This window comes from Pseudomonas sp. S1(2024) (genome assembly GCF_046557535.1).
This window is the reverse complement of the sequence record NZ_JBKGFP010000001.1, coordinates 278,170-294,708: the sequence shown is the minus strand read 5'-3', so window position 1 is coordinate 294,708 and position 16,539 is coordinate 278,170. Positions and strand designations below refer to the sequence as shown.

Sequence of the window (16,539 nt, the reverse complement as noted above, 5' to 3'; positions counted from 1 at the left end):
TCTTCTCTCCAATGCAGGTGGGTAACATGAAGCGTGCCATGGCAATGGTTGGTCTGACACTGGCGCTGTCAGGTTGTGGTGAATCGGGCCAGATCAGTGAAGTTCTAATCGGCGGCAAGGTCATCGGAACCCCGCCATTCCAGCTGCCAGGCCCGATGTACGCGCTCAAGGCCTCGCCGGATCGGACTGCGCCAAACGGCACGGCCTGGGCGTTCGAACCTGCCTCCTGGAAACCCAAGGGCTGGTCGCTCTGGGTCACGTCCAATGTCTACTCAGCGTACGTTGCGCCGAAGAATGACCAATCCTACCTGCGCAATGGCTTTGGCCGTGCCGAGTCCGCGATTGAGCGTAGCGCCCAGGAGAGTCTTTTTCTGGGGGCGGTGAGCCGGTGGACGAAGGCCAACAAGGTGGCGCTGGAAATCAATTTCTTGGGCTATGACGCGGCGCCGTTACCGGGAAACTGGGCGCACCCCTCCAAGGGTTATTTCCTTACGCATAAGCACTCACCCTGTGACAAAGCGTTTCGCCTGTGTGTGAACAACTATTTCGCTTCCCCCGTGCTGCGGCAGCCCGAGAGCGGGCGCCTGGCATTCAAGGATTGGATAGCACCCTTTTTGGTCATGCCTGATGATGAGTCGTCGATGGGCAAGCGCTACGTCATCGCGGCCCAGGGTGGCCAGGAAAATGCCGACAGTCCATTTTTTGACTGGTGGCCAACCATGGTCTTTCTGGTCAATCCCGAAGGCAGCGTGGTGCGCGCCTGGCTCCCGCAAAAAAATGACCGCGCCACCGCAAATCGGGTCAAATATGCGATCATTACCGAGATGGGCGGCAAATACGCTGGCCTCAAGGTGACGGACGATGACCCCAATCCCGGCGTTCCCGCTCACGCCTATTACGGCAAGGATTACATTCATGCCATCACAGAAAAAATGGTCGGGAATCAATGATGACAACCATCCAGCTGCCTGAACCGATCCTCACTGGCACCCAGCGCTCCTACACCATCAGCAGCCTGTGGCAAGGTACTGCGGCTCGGCCCAATCAGGCGTCCGAGCGCCAATTGCTGAACCTGGTGTTGCCGTCCTGGCAACGCCCGCCCCGCTGGAGCGATGTACAGCAGGTTCGCTTCATCGAAGGCATCTTTTTGGGGCTCGGCACCGGTTTCTACGTCATCAATGGCCGCGAGTACGGCGACGATGGCAAAGACCTGCCGATGTCTGGCTGGTTGTTGGATGGCCAGCAGCGCATCACCGCCATTGCCCGGTTCATCAACGATGAAATCGAGATCTTTGGAGGGATTCGTTACAGCAGCTTAACCCTGCCTGAGAAGCGTCGACGCTTCGAAAACATTGTCTTCCCCTGTATTGAACTGGAGTACCAGGCTGACGAGGCCCTGCTAAAGACCCTGTATCGCCGCTTGAACTTCAGCGGTACCGCGCACACCGCCGAGGATCTTGCGCTGCTCGATGAGCCCAGCGCCACCTGCAAGGACTGATGTTCGTATAACCCAGGAGTTACCATGCCAAGTGAAGAAACCGTTACCCTTGCGGGCAACATCTACGTTGCCCCCTGTCTGCAATGCGGCGGAACAGACATTGTGTTGTTGCACAACCACGACACCTCACTCAACATGGGTGGGGGAAAGTGCAAAAAATGCGGTGTCGAGGCCCTGGCCGAGCTGAGCGTCAACCCCAGGGCGGGGCAGATGGCGGCTGCCTGGAATGCCCAGAATGACACTCAGACATTGATTCGCAAGGAATTGGGGATTATTGCTCAGGCCCAGCGCAGGGTGCTGGAACTGAAAGCCAAGCCCTGGCATGTCGAAGACTGAATGCGGCTCAAGGGCGTTGATGGATGCCGGTGGAGCAGCGACTTTCCGCACTCACCGGCTGCAGCAATGGATTGACCGCAACCTGTATTTGCAGCTTTTATGGAGTTGCCACCCTGGACAACCTGCAAAAGCCTCGCACACCGAACTGAGATACCGCCATGAGCCACGCCACCCCCATAGCAGCAGAGGTGCTAGAAGCGCTGTTGCAGTACATCGACACGGGCACCTGCGCGTATGGGTATGCCGGCAGTCATGAGCGCCTGGGCGTTGAACAGAAGGTGAAGCTGTACCGTAACGCGCCCTCAAAGCTGCTGCATGGCATCTGGCTGATTGATGCCATTCATCGCATGCAGAATCCCGCCGCATTCTCAGCCAAGTTCGAAGCCATCTTGAGATTGGTGCCCCGTGGCCTGAACCCATCAACCATCCGCCAGCATCTGACCGACACCCTGTTGTGCACGGCGGTTGTCGATAATCGCGAGCAGGCCCGGCATCTGGAGGCGGTGTGGGAACTGATCCATGCGAATCCCAAGTCAGTGTTTACCTTTAACCTGAACAGGCTGGCGCTTATGGATATCCATCGCCTGGCCCTTGAGTATGACGGCATGCGCCTCAGCGGCGCACCGAATACCTCTTACCTTGCCTACGCGGTCATGCAGTGCTCGCCCGATGCATCCGAGCAGTGGAGCTTCACCCCAGGGATCAAACAGGAGGAGGCGGCGTTCCTCAAGGGCTTGTTCGAGGATGGCCAGGAGCAAACAAGCAGGCGGAGTTTGTATTCAAAAATCACCTTTTTGCGTAAGCATTACTCCCCGGTGACGGCTCGCCTCGCCGATGCCTACGCACAGTACCTGACCCTAAAGGTCATGGAAGAGGAGGCTGAATCCGCCCTTGATCCTCAGTTGACCAAGCTTTTATTCGAGGGTCAGCAAGTCGAACACCTTTACCAGGCGTTTGTGCAACGACTCGCGCCAGGCCCCCTGGCCTTTCATGGCGCCGCGAAGTACCAGGCGATATTGGCGCAAGCCGAGCAAGTGCTGCGGGTGGTGATGAAGGAGGTCAAGCCCGGCCAGCATGATGAGATGCTGGCGCTGCAGATCAGCCGCCAGTTCGACGTAAAAAAGATGCAAGGCTCCGCCCCACACATGCTCGCAAACTATTTCCGCTGGTTGGCTAGCATTGCCCACAACTGGCCTGTTGTCGTTACGGCGCTGTTGACCAATAGAGGTGATGGACTGGAGCTGCAGCGGGCTCAAAAAGCTACTGTCGGCACGGCCTGTCGCCTGGCCATGAGCTACCTGATCAATCCGCGAGATGTGACACCCCGGCCCACCCAAGTTTACAAAACCCTCGCCGAAGTAGTGGTGCAGGACACCTATACCCTCAAGCTGGCAGGGCTGGTGCTGCACAATCGCAAGGATCGCAACAGGGCGATCGAGACGCTGTACACCATCACCCAGGACGCCAAGCTGCTGGACATGATGCATGATTCATCGCTTGAAAATACGCTCGCGACCGAATTGGGCTTATAAATGGCACTGAGCACGCCAATTGCGGGTTAACCCGGCTGGATATCAGCTATGATTTACCTGTATATTGCATTGCCAGCCTGGCAAGTCAGTGCCACCCGCTGCTCGCTTATCCGCCAAGGACAGAACATGGACTACACGACCGAAACCCGCCACAACTGCCTGATTGCCTATGGCAGCATCCCCATCATGGAGTTGGTTCGGATTATCCAGGAGGCTCCAGAAGAGGCCGACATGGATCTTCGACTTCAGCGCATGCTGGGTGCCTCACTGGTGAGAGGGTTGCCCGAAGACTTGAAGCGGCTGGCCGCTGACCCCTATGTCCTGGAGCGAGCCACTGAAATTGCCCGCCAGGAGTTGGGCGACAAGACGGTCAGCGCCGAGGCGTTTAACTGGCTGGTGTCTGGCGAGCGCGGCTCTAGCTCAGAGCATCTGTTTTCGGTCGTGCTGGGGGTTGAATTGCCGGGCAAGGGGTTTCCTGCTGACCCCGCTGATTTCTCGCGGTGCCGCAAGCTGTGTGAACAGGTTCCTGAGGTCGCCAGCAACCTGCAGCTGATGAAAGCAACTTCGACGCAATGGGCGCGCCTGATCGATCAATGGGACAGCCTCTGCATCCTCATGGACAGCGAGAGCCCGCAATGGCGAGAAGGGGTTGGCTGCGCGCCGAAAACCTACAAGTCCATCCAGGCGCTCTAGCGTGCCAACCCGCTTTGGACGGCAAGCTTATAAGGCTGCCGGCTCTGGAAGCTCGAATTCCAGCTCGGGCTCGGCACTCGCCGCACCGCTCGGCAACACGGTGTTGTAGCCATTGGCAATGCAGTCGAAGTGCAGGATCCAGTGGCGCTCGCGGTCATTGATGTAGGCGGTCTTGTTTGGATGATCGTCCGGCAAGGCGATGGTTTCGAGTGCCTGGAACTGCCAATCTGTCAGGGGCGTGGATTTGATGACCTGGTGGAATTTGGACTCGCTTGGATACGTCAGGTGTTGCCACCAGCGCAGGGTGATCGGCCTGATGGTCTGACCCACATAGCACTTGCCTGTGGAGAGCTGGCGAATCAGGTAAATCACTGCCGGAAGCTTGCCACTACAGACTAGGTCGTAATCCTTGATCCGGCGCAAGCGACCTTCTTCCGCACAGCTTTGTGAGCAAAAATCCGGGCCTTTATCGCGTTCTGCAGGGTTGTTGAACTTGTCGATAATGCGGAAACGGGCAGCGCATTCCTTGCAATCCAGAAACGCAAACCGCCGTCGCATGACGTCATCCTCCGGGAGGATTTCACTGATCGACAGCAGGAAGGCATGGTTCTTCAGGTCGTTCGCCAGCACACGCAGTGGAAACTGCCGCCCATACTCTTCTTCGATCAGCAGCTTGGCGGCCTTTTTATTCGGGGCCTCGACCTTGTTGGAATGAAGGGGCGGCCATTCCCAATTCGAGTTGAATGCCCCCATCCCCAGCTGATCATCTGGCAAACGTCCTTTGATCTGGTAGTAAAACTCTGGCACGCCCAATCTCCTTCTTTGTGTGCTGGTCATTGGCCAGCAAGCAACCCTTAACTCAATATCCAATATAACGCGAAAGCCGTTATTCAGCCTCGGGCTCCGCCACGGGCAATGCCTTAATCTGCTCGATCTTGCGGATATATACCTCAAGGCCTTCGAGCACCGACCCGTTTTTCGCCTCTTGGCTGACAAACCGATGTATCCGGGCACTTGGCAGCCGCTGGGCAAACAGCGCTACCAGCAGGTCACGGTTGGTCTGACAGTCGCGCAAGCACTGGCCATCCCCGTCACGGCGATCAAACAGGACAAAACCTCGATCGACCAGGGACTGCTCCCACAAAGCCTTTTGTTCCATATCCGAAACCGGGGTCGCCGAATTGGTCAGCGGATAGTGCCCAAACAGCCTGCAGGAAAAGTCAGCTTTACAATTATATTGGCCAAATTGGACTTCCCGCACATGGCCAAACCCGTCCAGTTTCCACCATCCATCAAGCTGCTCAACCATCGAAGCGAGGGCCAGCTGGACATTCGCTGGATCTTGGGCGCTCCCGATCAGTGCTTCCAGCCTGTGCACTTCCATGTTCGCTCTGCGCAGCTCGGCGTGGCGATCTTCGCTGTCCACAGCCGCCTGAGTCGCTACTTCCAGCAGCTCACCCAGGGTCTTGATATGGCTTTCAGTGATGTTCAGTACGCTGGAGGCCACGCCTCGCGTCAGGCAGGCGTCTTGGCTCTTAAACCAGAGCAGGGAGCCCAGATTCTGCTGGATTTCCTTGATTGTGCGCTGCAGCACCGCATCCTGATCTGGGTTCAGGCTGACGGGCGTTTCATCGAATTGCGACTCATGTAGTTCCATTGCTCAGATCACTCAGGGTGACAGGTTTTGGGCTGGCACCGTAATTATTGGGCAAGTTGGTGATCGTCCAGTTAACCACCGAGTGTTGCGCCTGGGTGGATATTCTCACGCGCCATTTCACGAATGAATTTGTTCAGGTGGCCCAAATGTGGATTTCGACCGCCTGACACGGCACGGGAATACACCTCGCAGCAAGCTTTGATATAAGCCAAGCTGTCCGACCCATCTGGTTTTGAGGCTTCGCAATCTGCCGCCATGTGTGCATCTCCTGGGTGAGATTAATTACCTGCAGCATAGCATTTCAAGCAGGGCATTAGAGACGTCTATTTAGCCTGCAGGATTGTCATATTTCAACCATTTAGACCATAATTGTAATGGCAGCGCAGAGCCATCGGTTTCTTTGAACAGGTGGCTCTTCAGGGGGCCAGTTACGCTGGATGACCAATCGATCCCCCTGTTGACTTGGTAGCGCCGGGTGGACATGGCCAGCCACGCGGGCACACGGGCCACTCCCAGGGAGCGATCTCTGGGATTTTTTTGCCTGAGATGGGAAATGACCTGCTGGGTCGCGTCTGCGACCGAATCATCGTCCAGTCGAGCGGCAGTCTAGCGCAAGATCAGAAGGGCAGATCCCTGCCGGATACCTCATAGCCTGGGTCTTCAGGTTTGCGGTCGACCGGTGCTGAATACGGGAAGCCCATGTCATCGGCAAACGAGATGGTGCGGGTGAAGATTTTTCGCTTTTCCTGTTCGCTCAGGTCGCTGATGAATCGGTTCTGATTGTTGGCCAGGGACTGCCTGACATCGTCTCGCAGGCGATCGACCAGCGCCTCCACCTCCGGGTTAGGGCAGCCCTTGCCCGTGCGGGCCATGGCCAGCCAACGCTGCGCAGTGATCTCATCGCGCACCGCCTGCATCGCCGGGGTCACCTGAGCGCCTGGCTGATCCGGGTTGATCAGGAAGCCGCCCCGTTCGAAATGGGCAGCCATCGTCTCCCGCATGATCGTGGCAATCTCCGCCACTGTTTTTTGCGTCATCGCCTGAGGGTCAATGTCCTTGAGTAAGACATCCAGGGCCCACGCGGTGGTATGATCCTGATTCTTCACCGAGATATCCGCCCGCCGCTCCAGCCTGAGCATATTGTCGAACGCATCGAAGGTGCCTGTTTTCTGGGCGTAGAGCAGCACCATGCCCAGGTCGCCGGCTGTTTCCATCACGCTGCTGAAATACTGCGGGTCGAACTCATGTTCATTGCGGATGTTCACACCATCCTCAATGTTGTACAGGCAGTGGGTGAGTTCATGCGCGGGAATGACAAAGTCCAGAAGGTTCCGGTTCATGATCGTCGGGCTATTGAGGTTGTCCGCCCCAATGTAAACCTTTGAACTGTTCCATGGCTTGGCGTAGCTCCTGATGACGCAGCCATTGGCGTCCTGACCCGTTTCGGAGCGCGAGGCGAAGTAGGCCCTGGCATTCATCTGTACCTGGTCAACCTCTGCAGGCGTGGCCTGCCAGGCATCCAGGGCCACGCGAACACTGCGCATGAAGGGCACGAATCGCGAAAACTGACCCTGCTCAATGACATTGACCGGGCCCAGGTTGCCCTCAAAGCGCGTGCCCTCCACCGGAATGGGGTTGACCAGGTCGTTGGCGCGGACAAGGTGCGCAAGGCCTGGCACTACACCGGCTATGGCCAAGCTGATCACGGCCCCACTAATGAACTGCTGTGGACGTTTGATCAGCGGGCGTTTTTTGAGCTTGGCTGGTAGGTTGAACAGCATACTTGCCTGCTCACCTTGAGAGACAGCAATCACCTCATTCACTTGCCGCTTATTGTCCACAATCACCACCAGAAGTTTTTTGAAGGAGATCGCGTCCGTCTAGCGCTCTGACGGTTCGCTTATTTCCCGACTGGTGATTATTGTAGGGAAGGCGAAAGAGGGCGTGCAAGGCCCATACTTATCGGGATTGCCGACTGGATGTGCGCTGCTGCGCGGTTTGAGCAGGGCCTATAGACCCATATCATGTCCCAGGGCTTGCTCCCAACGGTCTTCCGGTAAATGCTGGCCGCTGGCCTGAAGCTCCTCTCCAGTGACATTGAGCAATAACATGGAATCAGTGCAAAGCCGCTCCGATTTTGCAAGACAATCAATGGTCAACTGACGTATCGGGGGCGTGAGCTGCAACAAGGTCTTTTCTGGCAGCTTGGGCCGCATCGACGGAATCCAGCTTTGGTGGATTGCCCAGTATTTGTAACGGGCGGCAACCGAGGCACACACCCCACTGATAAAGACAGCAGCCTCAGGCGCGGTCAAGGCGTCAAAGTCCACAACCCTTTCGAGTTCTTCGTAGGGTATGCTAGGCAAGGTGACTGCTGCATTTAGCACAGCTTTCAGGCCATCGGTATAACCCCCCTCACGGGCTAGGAGATTGGCCTGCACTTCGTGCGTTGCCCCACCTCCAAGTGCGTCATCGAATCCGATGTTGAAACCAGCGCGGCCCAAACAGTCCAGCTGGAACGCCAGCAGTGACTGTGGATTCCAGCTTACTGGGTGGTAGATCAATGCCAATGGCCCGCCCAGCAGCTTGCGGTGCTGATCCCCAATCAACAGATGCTGCCTGATAGCTTGACCGGAAACTTCATCACGGGCTGGCGCCAGTCTCCGCAAGGCTTCAGGGTCAAAATAGAAGAGATTGATCAACACGCCGCGAAACACAGCATCACCCAATACGGCATCTATTTTCAGGGCCTGGCAAATCGCTGTCATGACAATGCGCAGCTGCTTGATGAGGCGTTTCATCCCAACTCCCTCCAGGTGGCAAAGCAGTCCGATCGGATACACCGCCACCTTCACACAGGTTGCCAGCTCATTGTCCGTGGTGACTCTGCCATTTAAAATGTCTTGGATTAAGTAGCGTGAGACTTGGTCAAGGGTCACACCGTGCACCACTTGGCCTTTGAATACTGCGACAAACAAATCATACAGCCCCACGTCACCGCTGAAATTGGCACCTCCACGTACCTGTGGGCGCTGGTTCGCCCGGATATTATCAATGTGTTCCTGCGTACATTGGCTGACTGGATCAGTGCCTAGGGTGGAACGCTGGGCTTTCCCAAAGATTTCAAATCCACAGCGTGCATATATCGAGGAGTCAAATCTTTTGCCGGCCTCTGAGGTTATATACAGCCTATGCACCAGCCGTCGAATGACTGACAGCTTGGCATCGAACAGTGGCATCAGGGGTGGCAGGCCCACACCAAGCATGACATGCCTAGGGTTGATCGAAAGATGATGATCGACCAAGCGTTCATAAAAGTCAGCCAGGGAGCTCTGGCCGTAGCTGTGCAGGAACGCCATGCAAAATGTCAGGACGGCGCGTAGGTCGGTGCCGTTACACAGCCGGTTTTCGAGAAAATCATGGTGGAATTTCCTGAAATTACTGGCACTTTGACGGTGCCAAAGCGCAATCCTTCTTGGTAGATCGTTATCCTCACCGGGCAGTTGTTTGCGGCATGCCTGGGTGTATTCGTTGATCAGGGCAGTTGTTTTTTCGCCAAAGGCGTCTGCGGCAAAATCTTTGAAAATGACGTTCATTCCACCCTCGACCCTTGCGCGATGTCCGCTACGTTAACAACCTCTGAAGTTAATGCGGTCGATAACCTGCTGGCATCAGGTGGCGTTTTGTTCTGGCTGGTACTGAAGCATGTCCTGCTTGATCGCAAGGAACCTGAATGCAGCATCCCTGGTCGCCGCTTCCAGTGAGTCTGCGGTGCCCCAGCTGTAGCCGTTGTAGGCGCTGCCGATCTCCCAGGCCCAGGTTTCCGGGTACGAGGCAATGATGCCCCTGCCAATAGAAAGCTCGATTGCACTGTCCGGTATGTCGGCAGGGTTCTCGTTGCCCAGCCCTGCACTGAATTGGGCCAGTTGCGTAGCCGCCTCGGTGTAGGCCTCCAACTGGGATGGCGCAACACCTCGGCGCAGCGCCAGGTTGTCGCCGTAGATTTCCCAGCCCCAGGATGCCGGGGAATCGGGACATAAGCCAAGTGCCACCCTGAGGGTAAGGGTTTCATCCTTTTCGCCGTTGGACATGGTGCAGAATCTCGCAGATTAATGGGGATCGGTGATGTGCCAGCCAATATACATGATAAGTAAAAAAGGCGCTCGATGAGCGCCTTGTTCACTGCCGACTGTACCCTCACGGCTGGGGGTCTTCCTCCACCGGCTTAGGTTTGCGCGAGGAGAGCAGCATGAAGAACAGCGGCACGAAGATGGTCGCCACGAAGGTCGCGGCTAGCATACCACCAAACACGCCTGTGCCCATGGATTTGCGTGCGGCGGCCCCGGCGCCACTGGACACCACCAGTGGGAGCACGCCGAGGGTGAACGCCAGAGAGGTCATCACGATGGGGCGGAAACGTAACTTAGCCGCTTGCAGCGAAGCCTCGATGAGGCCGACCCCCTTATCGAGCTGTTGCTGTGCGAACTCAACGATCAGAATGGCGTTTTTTGCAGACAAACCGATTAGCACCACCAGGCCGATCTGGAAGTACACGTCATTGGGCATGCCACGCAGCAGAATGGCCCCGAATGCCCCGAGCAAGGCGAAGGGGATGCTCAGGATAACGGCCAGCGGCAGGCTCCATTTTTCATACTGCGCCGCCAGGATCAGGAACACCATCACGATGGCAAATCCGAAAGCCAGATAGGTGGTGGAGCCGCTGTTTTGCTCCTGATACGCCTGACCCGCCCACTCGACATGGTAGTTGTCAGGAAGCACCTTGCCGGCGACCGCTGCAACCGCCTTGATCGCATCGCCAGAGCTGACGCCCTTGGCTGCACTGCCGGTGATCTTGGCGGCGACAAAACCGTTGAAACGCTCCAGGCTTTCCGGGCCGTTTTTCATTTGTACCTTGACCAGCACCGAGAGCGGCACCAGCTCATTCGCTGTATTGCGCACATACAGCGCGGTGATGTCTGTTGGCGCACTGCGGTACTGCTGATCGGCTTGCACCTGGACGCGGTAGGTGCGGCCCGAGAGGTTGAAGTCGTTGACGTAAATCGAGCCAATCGTGCTTTGCAGGGTGCTGTAGAGGTCTTGCAGGGACACGCCCATGGAAACAGCCTTCTCCTCATCGACATCCACGTACAGCTGCGGCACTTGTGCCCGGTAGAAGGTGTTGATGCTGGCGAAATGGGGATCTGCCTTGAGCGCCGCCACCAGCTTGTCCAGTTGCTTGGCCAGCGACTGAGGATCCCCGTCATCACGGTTTTGCAGGTAGAACTCAAACCCACCGGTCGAACCCAGGCCCATGATCGCGGGCGGGTTGAACATCATGGCCAGGCCGTCGTTCATGCTCATACCAATGCCCATGAACTTGCCCGCGATGTCCATCGCGGTCACTGTGCGCTCCTCCCAGGGTTTCAAGGCCACAAACAGGGCGCCGGAGTTGCTTTTGTTGCCGCCACCGATGAAATCCATGCCACTGATGCTGAAGACGCTTTTCACCGATTCATCAGCCATCATTTTCTGGCGAAAGTTCTCGATGAAGGCCGTGGTGCGCGAGAGCGAAGCGTTGTCTGGTAGCTGAATCGAGCCCATCAGCATGCCCTGGTCTTCCGCTGGCACAAAGCTGGTCGAGGTGGTCTTGGCCAAGGTCATGGTGCCGGCGCAAACCAGCAGGAATACCAGGGCGGTGGTCACCTTGTTTCTAAGGGTCTTGCCCACCAACCAGGTGTAGCCAGAGGTGAGGCGCTCAAACCGGGCGTTGAATCCGGCGAAGAACTTGCCCTCGACTTTGTGAGGCTTGAGCAGCAGGGCGCACAGCGCAGGCGTCAGGGTCAGCGCAACGACACCCGAGAGTGCGACCGCCAGCGCCACCGTCACGGCAAACTGTTGGTACAGGGTGCCAGCAATGCCACCCAGGAACGACACAGGGATGAATACCGAGCACAGCACAAGGACGATCGCCACCAATGCCCCTGAGACCTCCTGCATGGCCTCTATTGACGCCTGGCGGGCAGACAAGCCCTTCTCATGCATGAGCCGCTCAACGTTCTCCAGCACGACGATGGCGTCATCCACGACGATACCGATTGCCAGCACCATGGCAAACAGTGTGAGGGTATTGATCGAGAAGCCCAACACCCAAAGGCCGGCAAGGGTGCCCACCAGCGACACTGGCACCGCCAGGATCGGGATCAGGGTTGCGCGCCAGTTCTGCAGGAACAGGAACACCACCAGGATGACCAGAATCATGGCCTCAACGAGGGTCTTGATCACCTCGTCAATCGAAACACTGATGAAGGTCGTGGTGTCGTAGGCGGTCTTCACCGACACGCCGTGTGGGAACTGTTTGCTCAAACTGGCCATTTTGGCCTTGACGGCATCGGCGACATCCAGGGCGTTAGCACCGGTCTGCAGGTTGATGCCCAGGCCAATGGCTGGAGCGCCATCCATGAACGTGATGGACGAATAACTCTGCGCCCCGAGCTCTACGCGGGCAATATCCTTGAGGTGTACCACGCCTTTCTGGGCGTCCTGACGCACGATTATGTGCTCGAACTGTGCTGGGCTGATCAAGCGTCCTTTGGCGGTGACGGTGAAGGTCAGTTGCTGGGATCCGGCGACAGGCTCATCGCCGATTTTGCCAATCGCATTTTGATTGTTTTGGCTCGCAATCGCTGACGTCACATCGGTCATGGTGATGCCTAATGCGGCCATTTTTTCCGGGTTGATCCAGGCACGCAAGGAATAGCTCTTTTCACCAAAGATCTGCACATCGCCCACGCCCGGCACCCGCTTGAGGTCATCAACCAAGTTTAGGGAGGCGTAGTTGGAAAGCTCAAGGGCCGAGCGGCTGCTATCTGGGGAAACAAGCGCCAGCACCATTAGCATGTCACTGCTGCGCTTGCGCACGGTGACGCCATTGCGGTTCACATCCTCGGGCAGACGTGCCGTGACGGCTTGCAGGCGGTTCTGAATATCCACCACGGCCATGTCGATGTCTGTGCCGACCTCGAAGGTCGCGGTCAGTCGCATGCCGCCATCGGAGCTTGAGGTGGAGTTGTAATACAGCAGGCCTGGCACGCCGTTGAGGACATCTTCGATCGGCGCGGCGACCACCTTGGCCAGGGTCTCAGCACTGGCCCCGGTGTACGTGGCGCTGATATTCACCGTGGGCGGGGAAATGGCGGGGTATTGCATCACCGGTAAGCCCAGCGAAGCCAGGGTGCCGGCGATGATGATGATCAGGCTGATAACCGTCGAGAAAATCGGTCGCTTGATGAAGAAGCTGGTCATTTTGCATCCTTGTTTGCGGTACCATCCTGAATCACCTCAACAGGGGCGCCCGGATAGATTTTCAAAAGGTTGTCCAGGACGACCTCGGCGTTTGCTTCAAGCCCGCTCGCCACCTGGTATTCGGTGGTGTTCCAGCCGTTGTTGCCCACCGCCTGGCGCTGCGCCTTACCGTCCTTGACTACATAGACGTAGGGCCCGGCTTCTGACTGCTGAACGGCCTTCAAAGGGATCAGGCTGACATCGGCAAGGCTGGCCCCACTGACGGTCACCCGCACGTATTGGCCCGCCTTTAGTCGGTCATCGTCGTTACCCAGGGAGGCCCTGAGCGTCACGGTACCGTAGCTGCTGCTGATCTCGGGCGAGGTGTAGTCCAGCTTGGCATCGCCCACGACCGACCCATCCTCAAGCAACACATTGACCTTGGCATCGTCCAGTCCGGCAGGGAACATGGCCTGGTACTGGAGCTGAGACAGGGCAAAGGTCACCCACATGGGGGAAACCGCCGTGAGCGTCACCAGGTTGTTGGAGGGCGAGAGGTAATCACCCACCGACACCGTTGCTATTCCCAGCTTGCCGGAGAAGGGGGCCTTGATCACGGAATCCGCCATCCCTTTGCGGGCGATATCGCGGGCGGCCAGGGCGGAGTTGACCCTGGCCTGCTCGACCTGAAGGGTGCTCAGCGCGTTGTCGTAGTCCTGCCGGGCGGCGGCTTTGTTTGCCAGCAAATTGGCTTGCCGGCGCTCTTCGCGCAGGGCCTGGTCGAGGCTGGCGCGGGCGCTCTGCAGCTGGGCATCGGCCTGTTTCAAGGCAAGGTTCAGGTCAGTCTGTTCCAGAGTGAACAGGACTTGCCCCTGCTCCACGGCATTGCCATCGGCGAAGTGCTTGGCTTCAAGCAGGCCGGTGGTCTTGGCCTTGATATCAACCTGGGCCGAGGCGACGGCCTGACCCAGTACCGTCAGCGTGGGGGTATAGCGTTGCAGGTCGACGCGTTGGGTGTGGACAGGGGTTGCGGTCGGGGCGCGGTGGTTCTGGGATGGCGCACCGCTGTTGCCGCAACCTGCCAGTAAAATAGCGGCGGACAGGGCGCAGAAGGCCTTACATGCTCTCATTGGGCTCTCTTTTTATTCTGGAATTGTCTCAGCTGGGTATATTTTGGCGTTCTGCGGCTGATAGGGCAACGGTTTTGTTGGATATTGAAAATGGCTGGGCGGGGATGAAGGGCATTGATCTGCACAAACACCCCTGAGTTAGGACTCGCGCCAGTCAGGGGCAGACACACCTCGCAATATATCGGCCCGGCTGAATCTGCGCGGCGCTCGACTTCTGCAGATCCTGGCCGGCATAAGCGGGACTGGATTACTCGGATTAGTGCTAAATTGACTGCCTTAAGGGTCTCCGGTAGAGTCTATGGACACCCAGTGCGAGTAGATCCCATGTCGATGCCTCACCTGAATGCTAACGAACAAATAGTCTGGGAGGGTAGACCATCCCAATGGAACAACGCAGGGACGTTCTTTGCCGCCACGCTGTTCTGCTGGATGGCATTCCCGCTGCTGATTGCCCTGTGGCAGTGGCTGGTGGTGAAAAACACCCGCTATGTGCTGACCAATCAACGCCTGTTCACCTACCGGGGCGTGTTGAACAAGCATGCTGACGAACTGGAGCTGTACCGTGTCAAGGACTACGCCTTGTTCAAGCCCTTTCTGATGCGCTTGGTGGGCCTGGGCAACGTCTCCCTGGTGACCTCCGACCGCACCACACCGAATGTTACGCTTGCGGGTATTCTCGAATCCGAGAAGGTGCAGGGCATGATTCGTAACGAGTCCGAAGCCTGCCGCATTCGTCGCGGCGTTCGCGAATTTGACGCGTAAGGAATTCACCATGATTCATACTCAGGCCTTTCACAAGGGTCAGTCGCAAGTCTTGCGGGGCGAATGCAAGGGACTGCTCGATGAGCTTCGCGAAGAGTGCGGCAAAGAAGAGCCACGAAAACACAGGCTGCTGACAGCACTGCCGGCAGTGCTGGTCAACAGCTTGACGGTCATGGCGATCATGGCGCTGTGCGTGTTCGGCCTTTTTGCTTTCCTCATCAGCGGCCCGCTGCCGCCTGAAGCCCAGGATGCGTTGTCAAATCTCTTTGCCATCCTGCTCGTGGGGTGTGTGATCGCAGGTTATGCCGTTTGCGCCTCGTATGAAACAGACTTGATCCAACAAAAAGAAGTGACGGCCTATTTCTACGAACGCTTTGCTTCCAAAGCGAAGGAATTCCCGGATCTGGCGATGGCAGTGGATGGACAGGAATTTCTCACGAATCAGGAGGCGGCATCCGCGCTACGCCGCCTCATTCGTCGCCTGGATCAGGAGATTGCCTCAACAGGAGCGGGAAAGTCGCAGGACGCCATGCGGCGTAAATTTCAAGAAGTCTCCCTGCGCGACAAATCCGAACTCGCGCCTTGAGACAGCCCAACGGCTCTGAAAGGCCCGATGCCAAGCCGCATTGTTCGAGTCTGCGCCTGGGGCTTGGTTTCACAAGTGAGCCAGCTGTAGCCAGAAGGCGCAGGTGGCACTGTCAAAACCCTTCGCATCCTGAACCCACCGCGAGGCACCAACCCATGAAAACGATTGCAACAAAGTGCTTGCTGGTGCTGGCGTGCTTGCTGATGTTTGCAGGGATCAGCGCTTGCACCCTCGGCTTCGTGAGTGATGATCAACCGACCCGAATATTTCTGGGAATCTTGGGGACGGGCTGGATGTTCGTAGTTGTCCAAATCGTCATGCATCGTCTTGATGACCCCAACAGCCCAGATTACCGTCACGTAGAGCCTCAGGAACGCGTTGCTGTGGTGAAATGGTTTTGCCGGTATCTGCCGAAATGGCTGCGCTACTGCCTTGGATTTGCTTTGGCCACTGCCCTGGCCGTGCTTGTGGCGTATGCAGCAGGCCCTATTGGCATCTTCGTCTGGATCGGCGCCACACTCGGGGCTGGAATCACCTTTGAGCGCAAAGAAATAGCCGCTGACACTGCAGTCTGTAAGGAATGACCTGGGAAGCAGCAAAAAAGCCATTTCGGTTATTTGACAAATTGGCAACTGGGGCGTAGAATTTGTTGCTTGATTGGCTGGCAGCCCGTTGACCAGCCAATGTTCATGAATAACACAAGGAGAACCTTTTCATGGATCAGCATTTTCGCACCAATGACACCGTTTATTTCACCCTGCCACAGTCCTGCGACAAGACGCCTTCCCAGGTTGTACCTGGCGTCGTCAAGGAAGTGTTTGGCTCGTTGATCCATGTTGAGCTCGCTCGTAAAAAGCGCGGCAACTGGACGTACGAGTTCCGCTCTGTGCCCCACCTGTCCCTGAGCCATCGCCCGAAAGGCTCGGCACCGATGGACAACCAGCGCCTGCCAATGTCCTTCGGCCAGGTCTGATTGCTCCCAGCCAATCCCACCTAGAGCAGCGATCTGCGAGGTTTTTCATGGTCTCTGGGCAGTCGAGCGCTGCGGCGCCGCAAACACTTCC

General features: G+C 57.2%; 16 protein-coding genes. 9 read left to right on the top strand and 7 right to left on the bottom strand.

The features are described from left to right. Positions 1 to 26: 26 nt before the first annotated feature. The 5 genes from ACLCGK_RS01555 (at position 27) to ACLCGK_RS01535 (ending at position 4,059) form a co-directional block, all read left to right on the top strand. The gene (locus ACLCGK_RS01555) at positions 27 to 950 is read left to right on the top strand and encodes a hypothetical protein (protein ID WP_410951008.1); all 924 of its coding nucleotides are present in this window, start codon (positions 27 to 29) and stop codon (positions 948 to 950) included. Beyond that, on the top strand, positions 950 to 1,498 hold the full coding sequence (locus ACLCGK_RS01550; protein ID WP_410951007.1) for a DUF262 domain-containing protein: 549 nt from the start codon (positions 950 to 952) through the stop codon (positions 1,496 to 1,498). Before ACLCGK_RS01555 ends, ACLCGK_RS01550 begins: the two co-directional genes overlap by 1 nt. 24 nt (positions 1,499 to 1,522) lie before the next feature. Next, the gene (locus ACLCGK_RS01545; protein ID WP_410951006.1) at positions 1,523 to 1,834 is read left to right on the top strand and encodes a hypothetical protein; all 312 of its coding nucleotides are present in this window, start codon (positions 1,523 to 1,525) and stop codon (positions 1,832 to 1,834) included. A 158-nt stretch (positions 1,835 to 1,992) separates the two neighbouring features. Continuing rightward, positions 1,993 to 3,366: a hypothetical protein gene (locus ACLCGK_RS01540; RefSeq protein ID WP_410951005.1), complete on the top strand. Its 1,374-nt coding sequence runs from the start codon at positions 1,993 to 1,995 to the stop codon at positions 3,364 to 3,366. A gap of 126 nt (positions 3,367 to 3,492) precedes the next feature. Continuing rightward, complete coding sequence (locus ACLCGK_RS01535) at positions 3,493 to 4,059, top strand: hypothetical protein (RefSeq protein ID WP_410951004.1); 567 nt, start codon at positions 3,493 to 3,495, stop codon at positions 4,057 to 4,059. A gap of 27 nt (positions 4,060 to 4,086) precedes the next feature. Here ACLCGK_RS01535 and ACLCGK_RS01530 read toward each other — a convergent pair whose 3' ends face one another. From ACLCGK_RS01530 to ACLCGK_RS01500, 7 genes are all read right to left on the bottom strand, one after another. Beyond that, positions 4,087 to 4,866 carry a hypothetical protein gene (locus ACLCGK_RS01530; RefSeq protein WP_410951003.1) on the bottom strand — a complete coding sequence of 260 codons (780 nt, stop codon included), beginning with the start codon at positions 4,864 to 4,866 and terminating at the stop codon, positions 4,087 to 4,089. A gap of 79 nt (positions 4,867 to 4,945) precedes the next feature. Then, a complete protein-coding gene (locus ACLCGK_RS01525; RefSeq protein ID WP_410951002.1) occupies positions 4,946 to 5,716 on the bottom strand; it encodes a hypothetical protein in 771 nt (256 codons plus the stop codon). A gap of 617 nt (positions 5,717 to 6,333) precedes the next feature. Then, complete coding sequence (locus tag ACLCGK_RS01520; protein WP_410951001.1) at positions 6,334 to 7,539, bottom strand: hypothetical protein; 1,206 nt, start codon at positions 7,537 to 7,539, stop codon at positions 6,334 to 6,336. A 186-nt stretch (positions 7,540 to 7,725) separates the two neighbouring features. After that, complete coding sequence (locus ACLCGK_RS01515) at positions 7,726 to 9,312, bottom strand: hypothetical protein (protein WP_410951000.1); 1,587 nt, start codon at positions 9,310 to 9,312, stop codon at positions 7,726 to 7,728. Between the two features lie 75 nt (positions 9,313 to 9,387). Next, a complete protein-coding gene (locus tag ACLCGK_RS01510; protein WP_410950999.1) occupies positions 9,388 to 9,807 on the bottom strand; it encodes a hypothetical protein in 420 nt (139 codons plus the stop codon). 106 nt (positions 9,808 to 9,913) lie between these two features. Next, positions 9,914 to 13,018 (bottom strand): efflux RND transporter permease subunit, encoded by a 3,105-nt coding sequence (locus ACLCGK_RS01505; RefSeq protein ID WP_410950998.1) that lies wholly within the window; start codon positions 13,016 to 13,018, stop codon positions 9,914 to 9,916. Beyond that, positions 13,015 to 14,127 carry an efflux RND transporter periplasmic adaptor subunit gene (locus ACLCGK_RS01500; protein ID WP_410950997.1) on the bottom strand — a complete coding sequence of 371 codons (1,113 nt, stop codon included), beginning with the start codon at positions 14,125 to 14,127 and terminating at the stop codon, positions 13,015 to 13,017. The genes ACLCGK_RS01505 and ACLCGK_RS01500 overlap by 4 nt, the downstream gene beginning before the upstream one ends. Positions 14,128 to 14,451: 324 nt before the next feature. On the opposite strand from ACLCGK_RS01500, the gene ACLCGK_RS01495 reads away from it, so the two are divergent. The 4 genes from ACLCGK_RS01495 to ACLCGK_RS01480 all read left to right on the top strand — a co-directional run bounded on the left by ACLCGK_RS01495 (position 14,452) and on the right by ACLCGK_RS01480 (position 16,448). Next, positions 14,452 to 14,889, top strand: a complete 438-nt coding sequence (locus tag ACLCGK_RS01495) for a PH domain-containing protein (RefSeq protein WP_082476820.1) — start codon at positions 14,452 to 14,454, stop codon at positions 14,887 to 14,889. Positions 14,890 to 14,899: 10 nt separating this feature from the next. Continuing rightward, positions 14,900 to 15,475, top strand: a complete 576-nt coding sequence (locus ACLCGK_RS01490) for a hypothetical protein (RefSeq protein ID WP_410950996.1) — start codon at positions 14,900 to 14,902, stop codon at positions 15,473 to 15,475. A 155-nt stretch (positions 15,476 to 15,630) separates the two neighbouring features. Then, positions 15,631 to 16,059 carry a hypothetical protein gene (locus ACLCGK_RS01485; RefSeq protein ID WP_410950995.1) on the top strand — a complete coding sequence of 143 codons (429 nt, stop codon included), beginning with the start codon at positions 15,631 to 15,633 and terminating at the stop codon, positions 16,057 to 16,059. A 131-nt stretch (positions 16,060 to 16,190) separates the two neighbouring features. Continuing rightward, positions 16,191 to 16,448 (top strand): hypothetical protein, encoded by a 258-nt coding sequence (locus ACLCGK_RS01480; RefSeq protein ID WP_056799170.1) that lies wholly within the window; start codon positions 16,191 to 16,193, stop codon positions 16,446 to 16,448. The last annotated feature ends 91 nt before the right edge of the window (positions 16,449 to 16,539 follow it).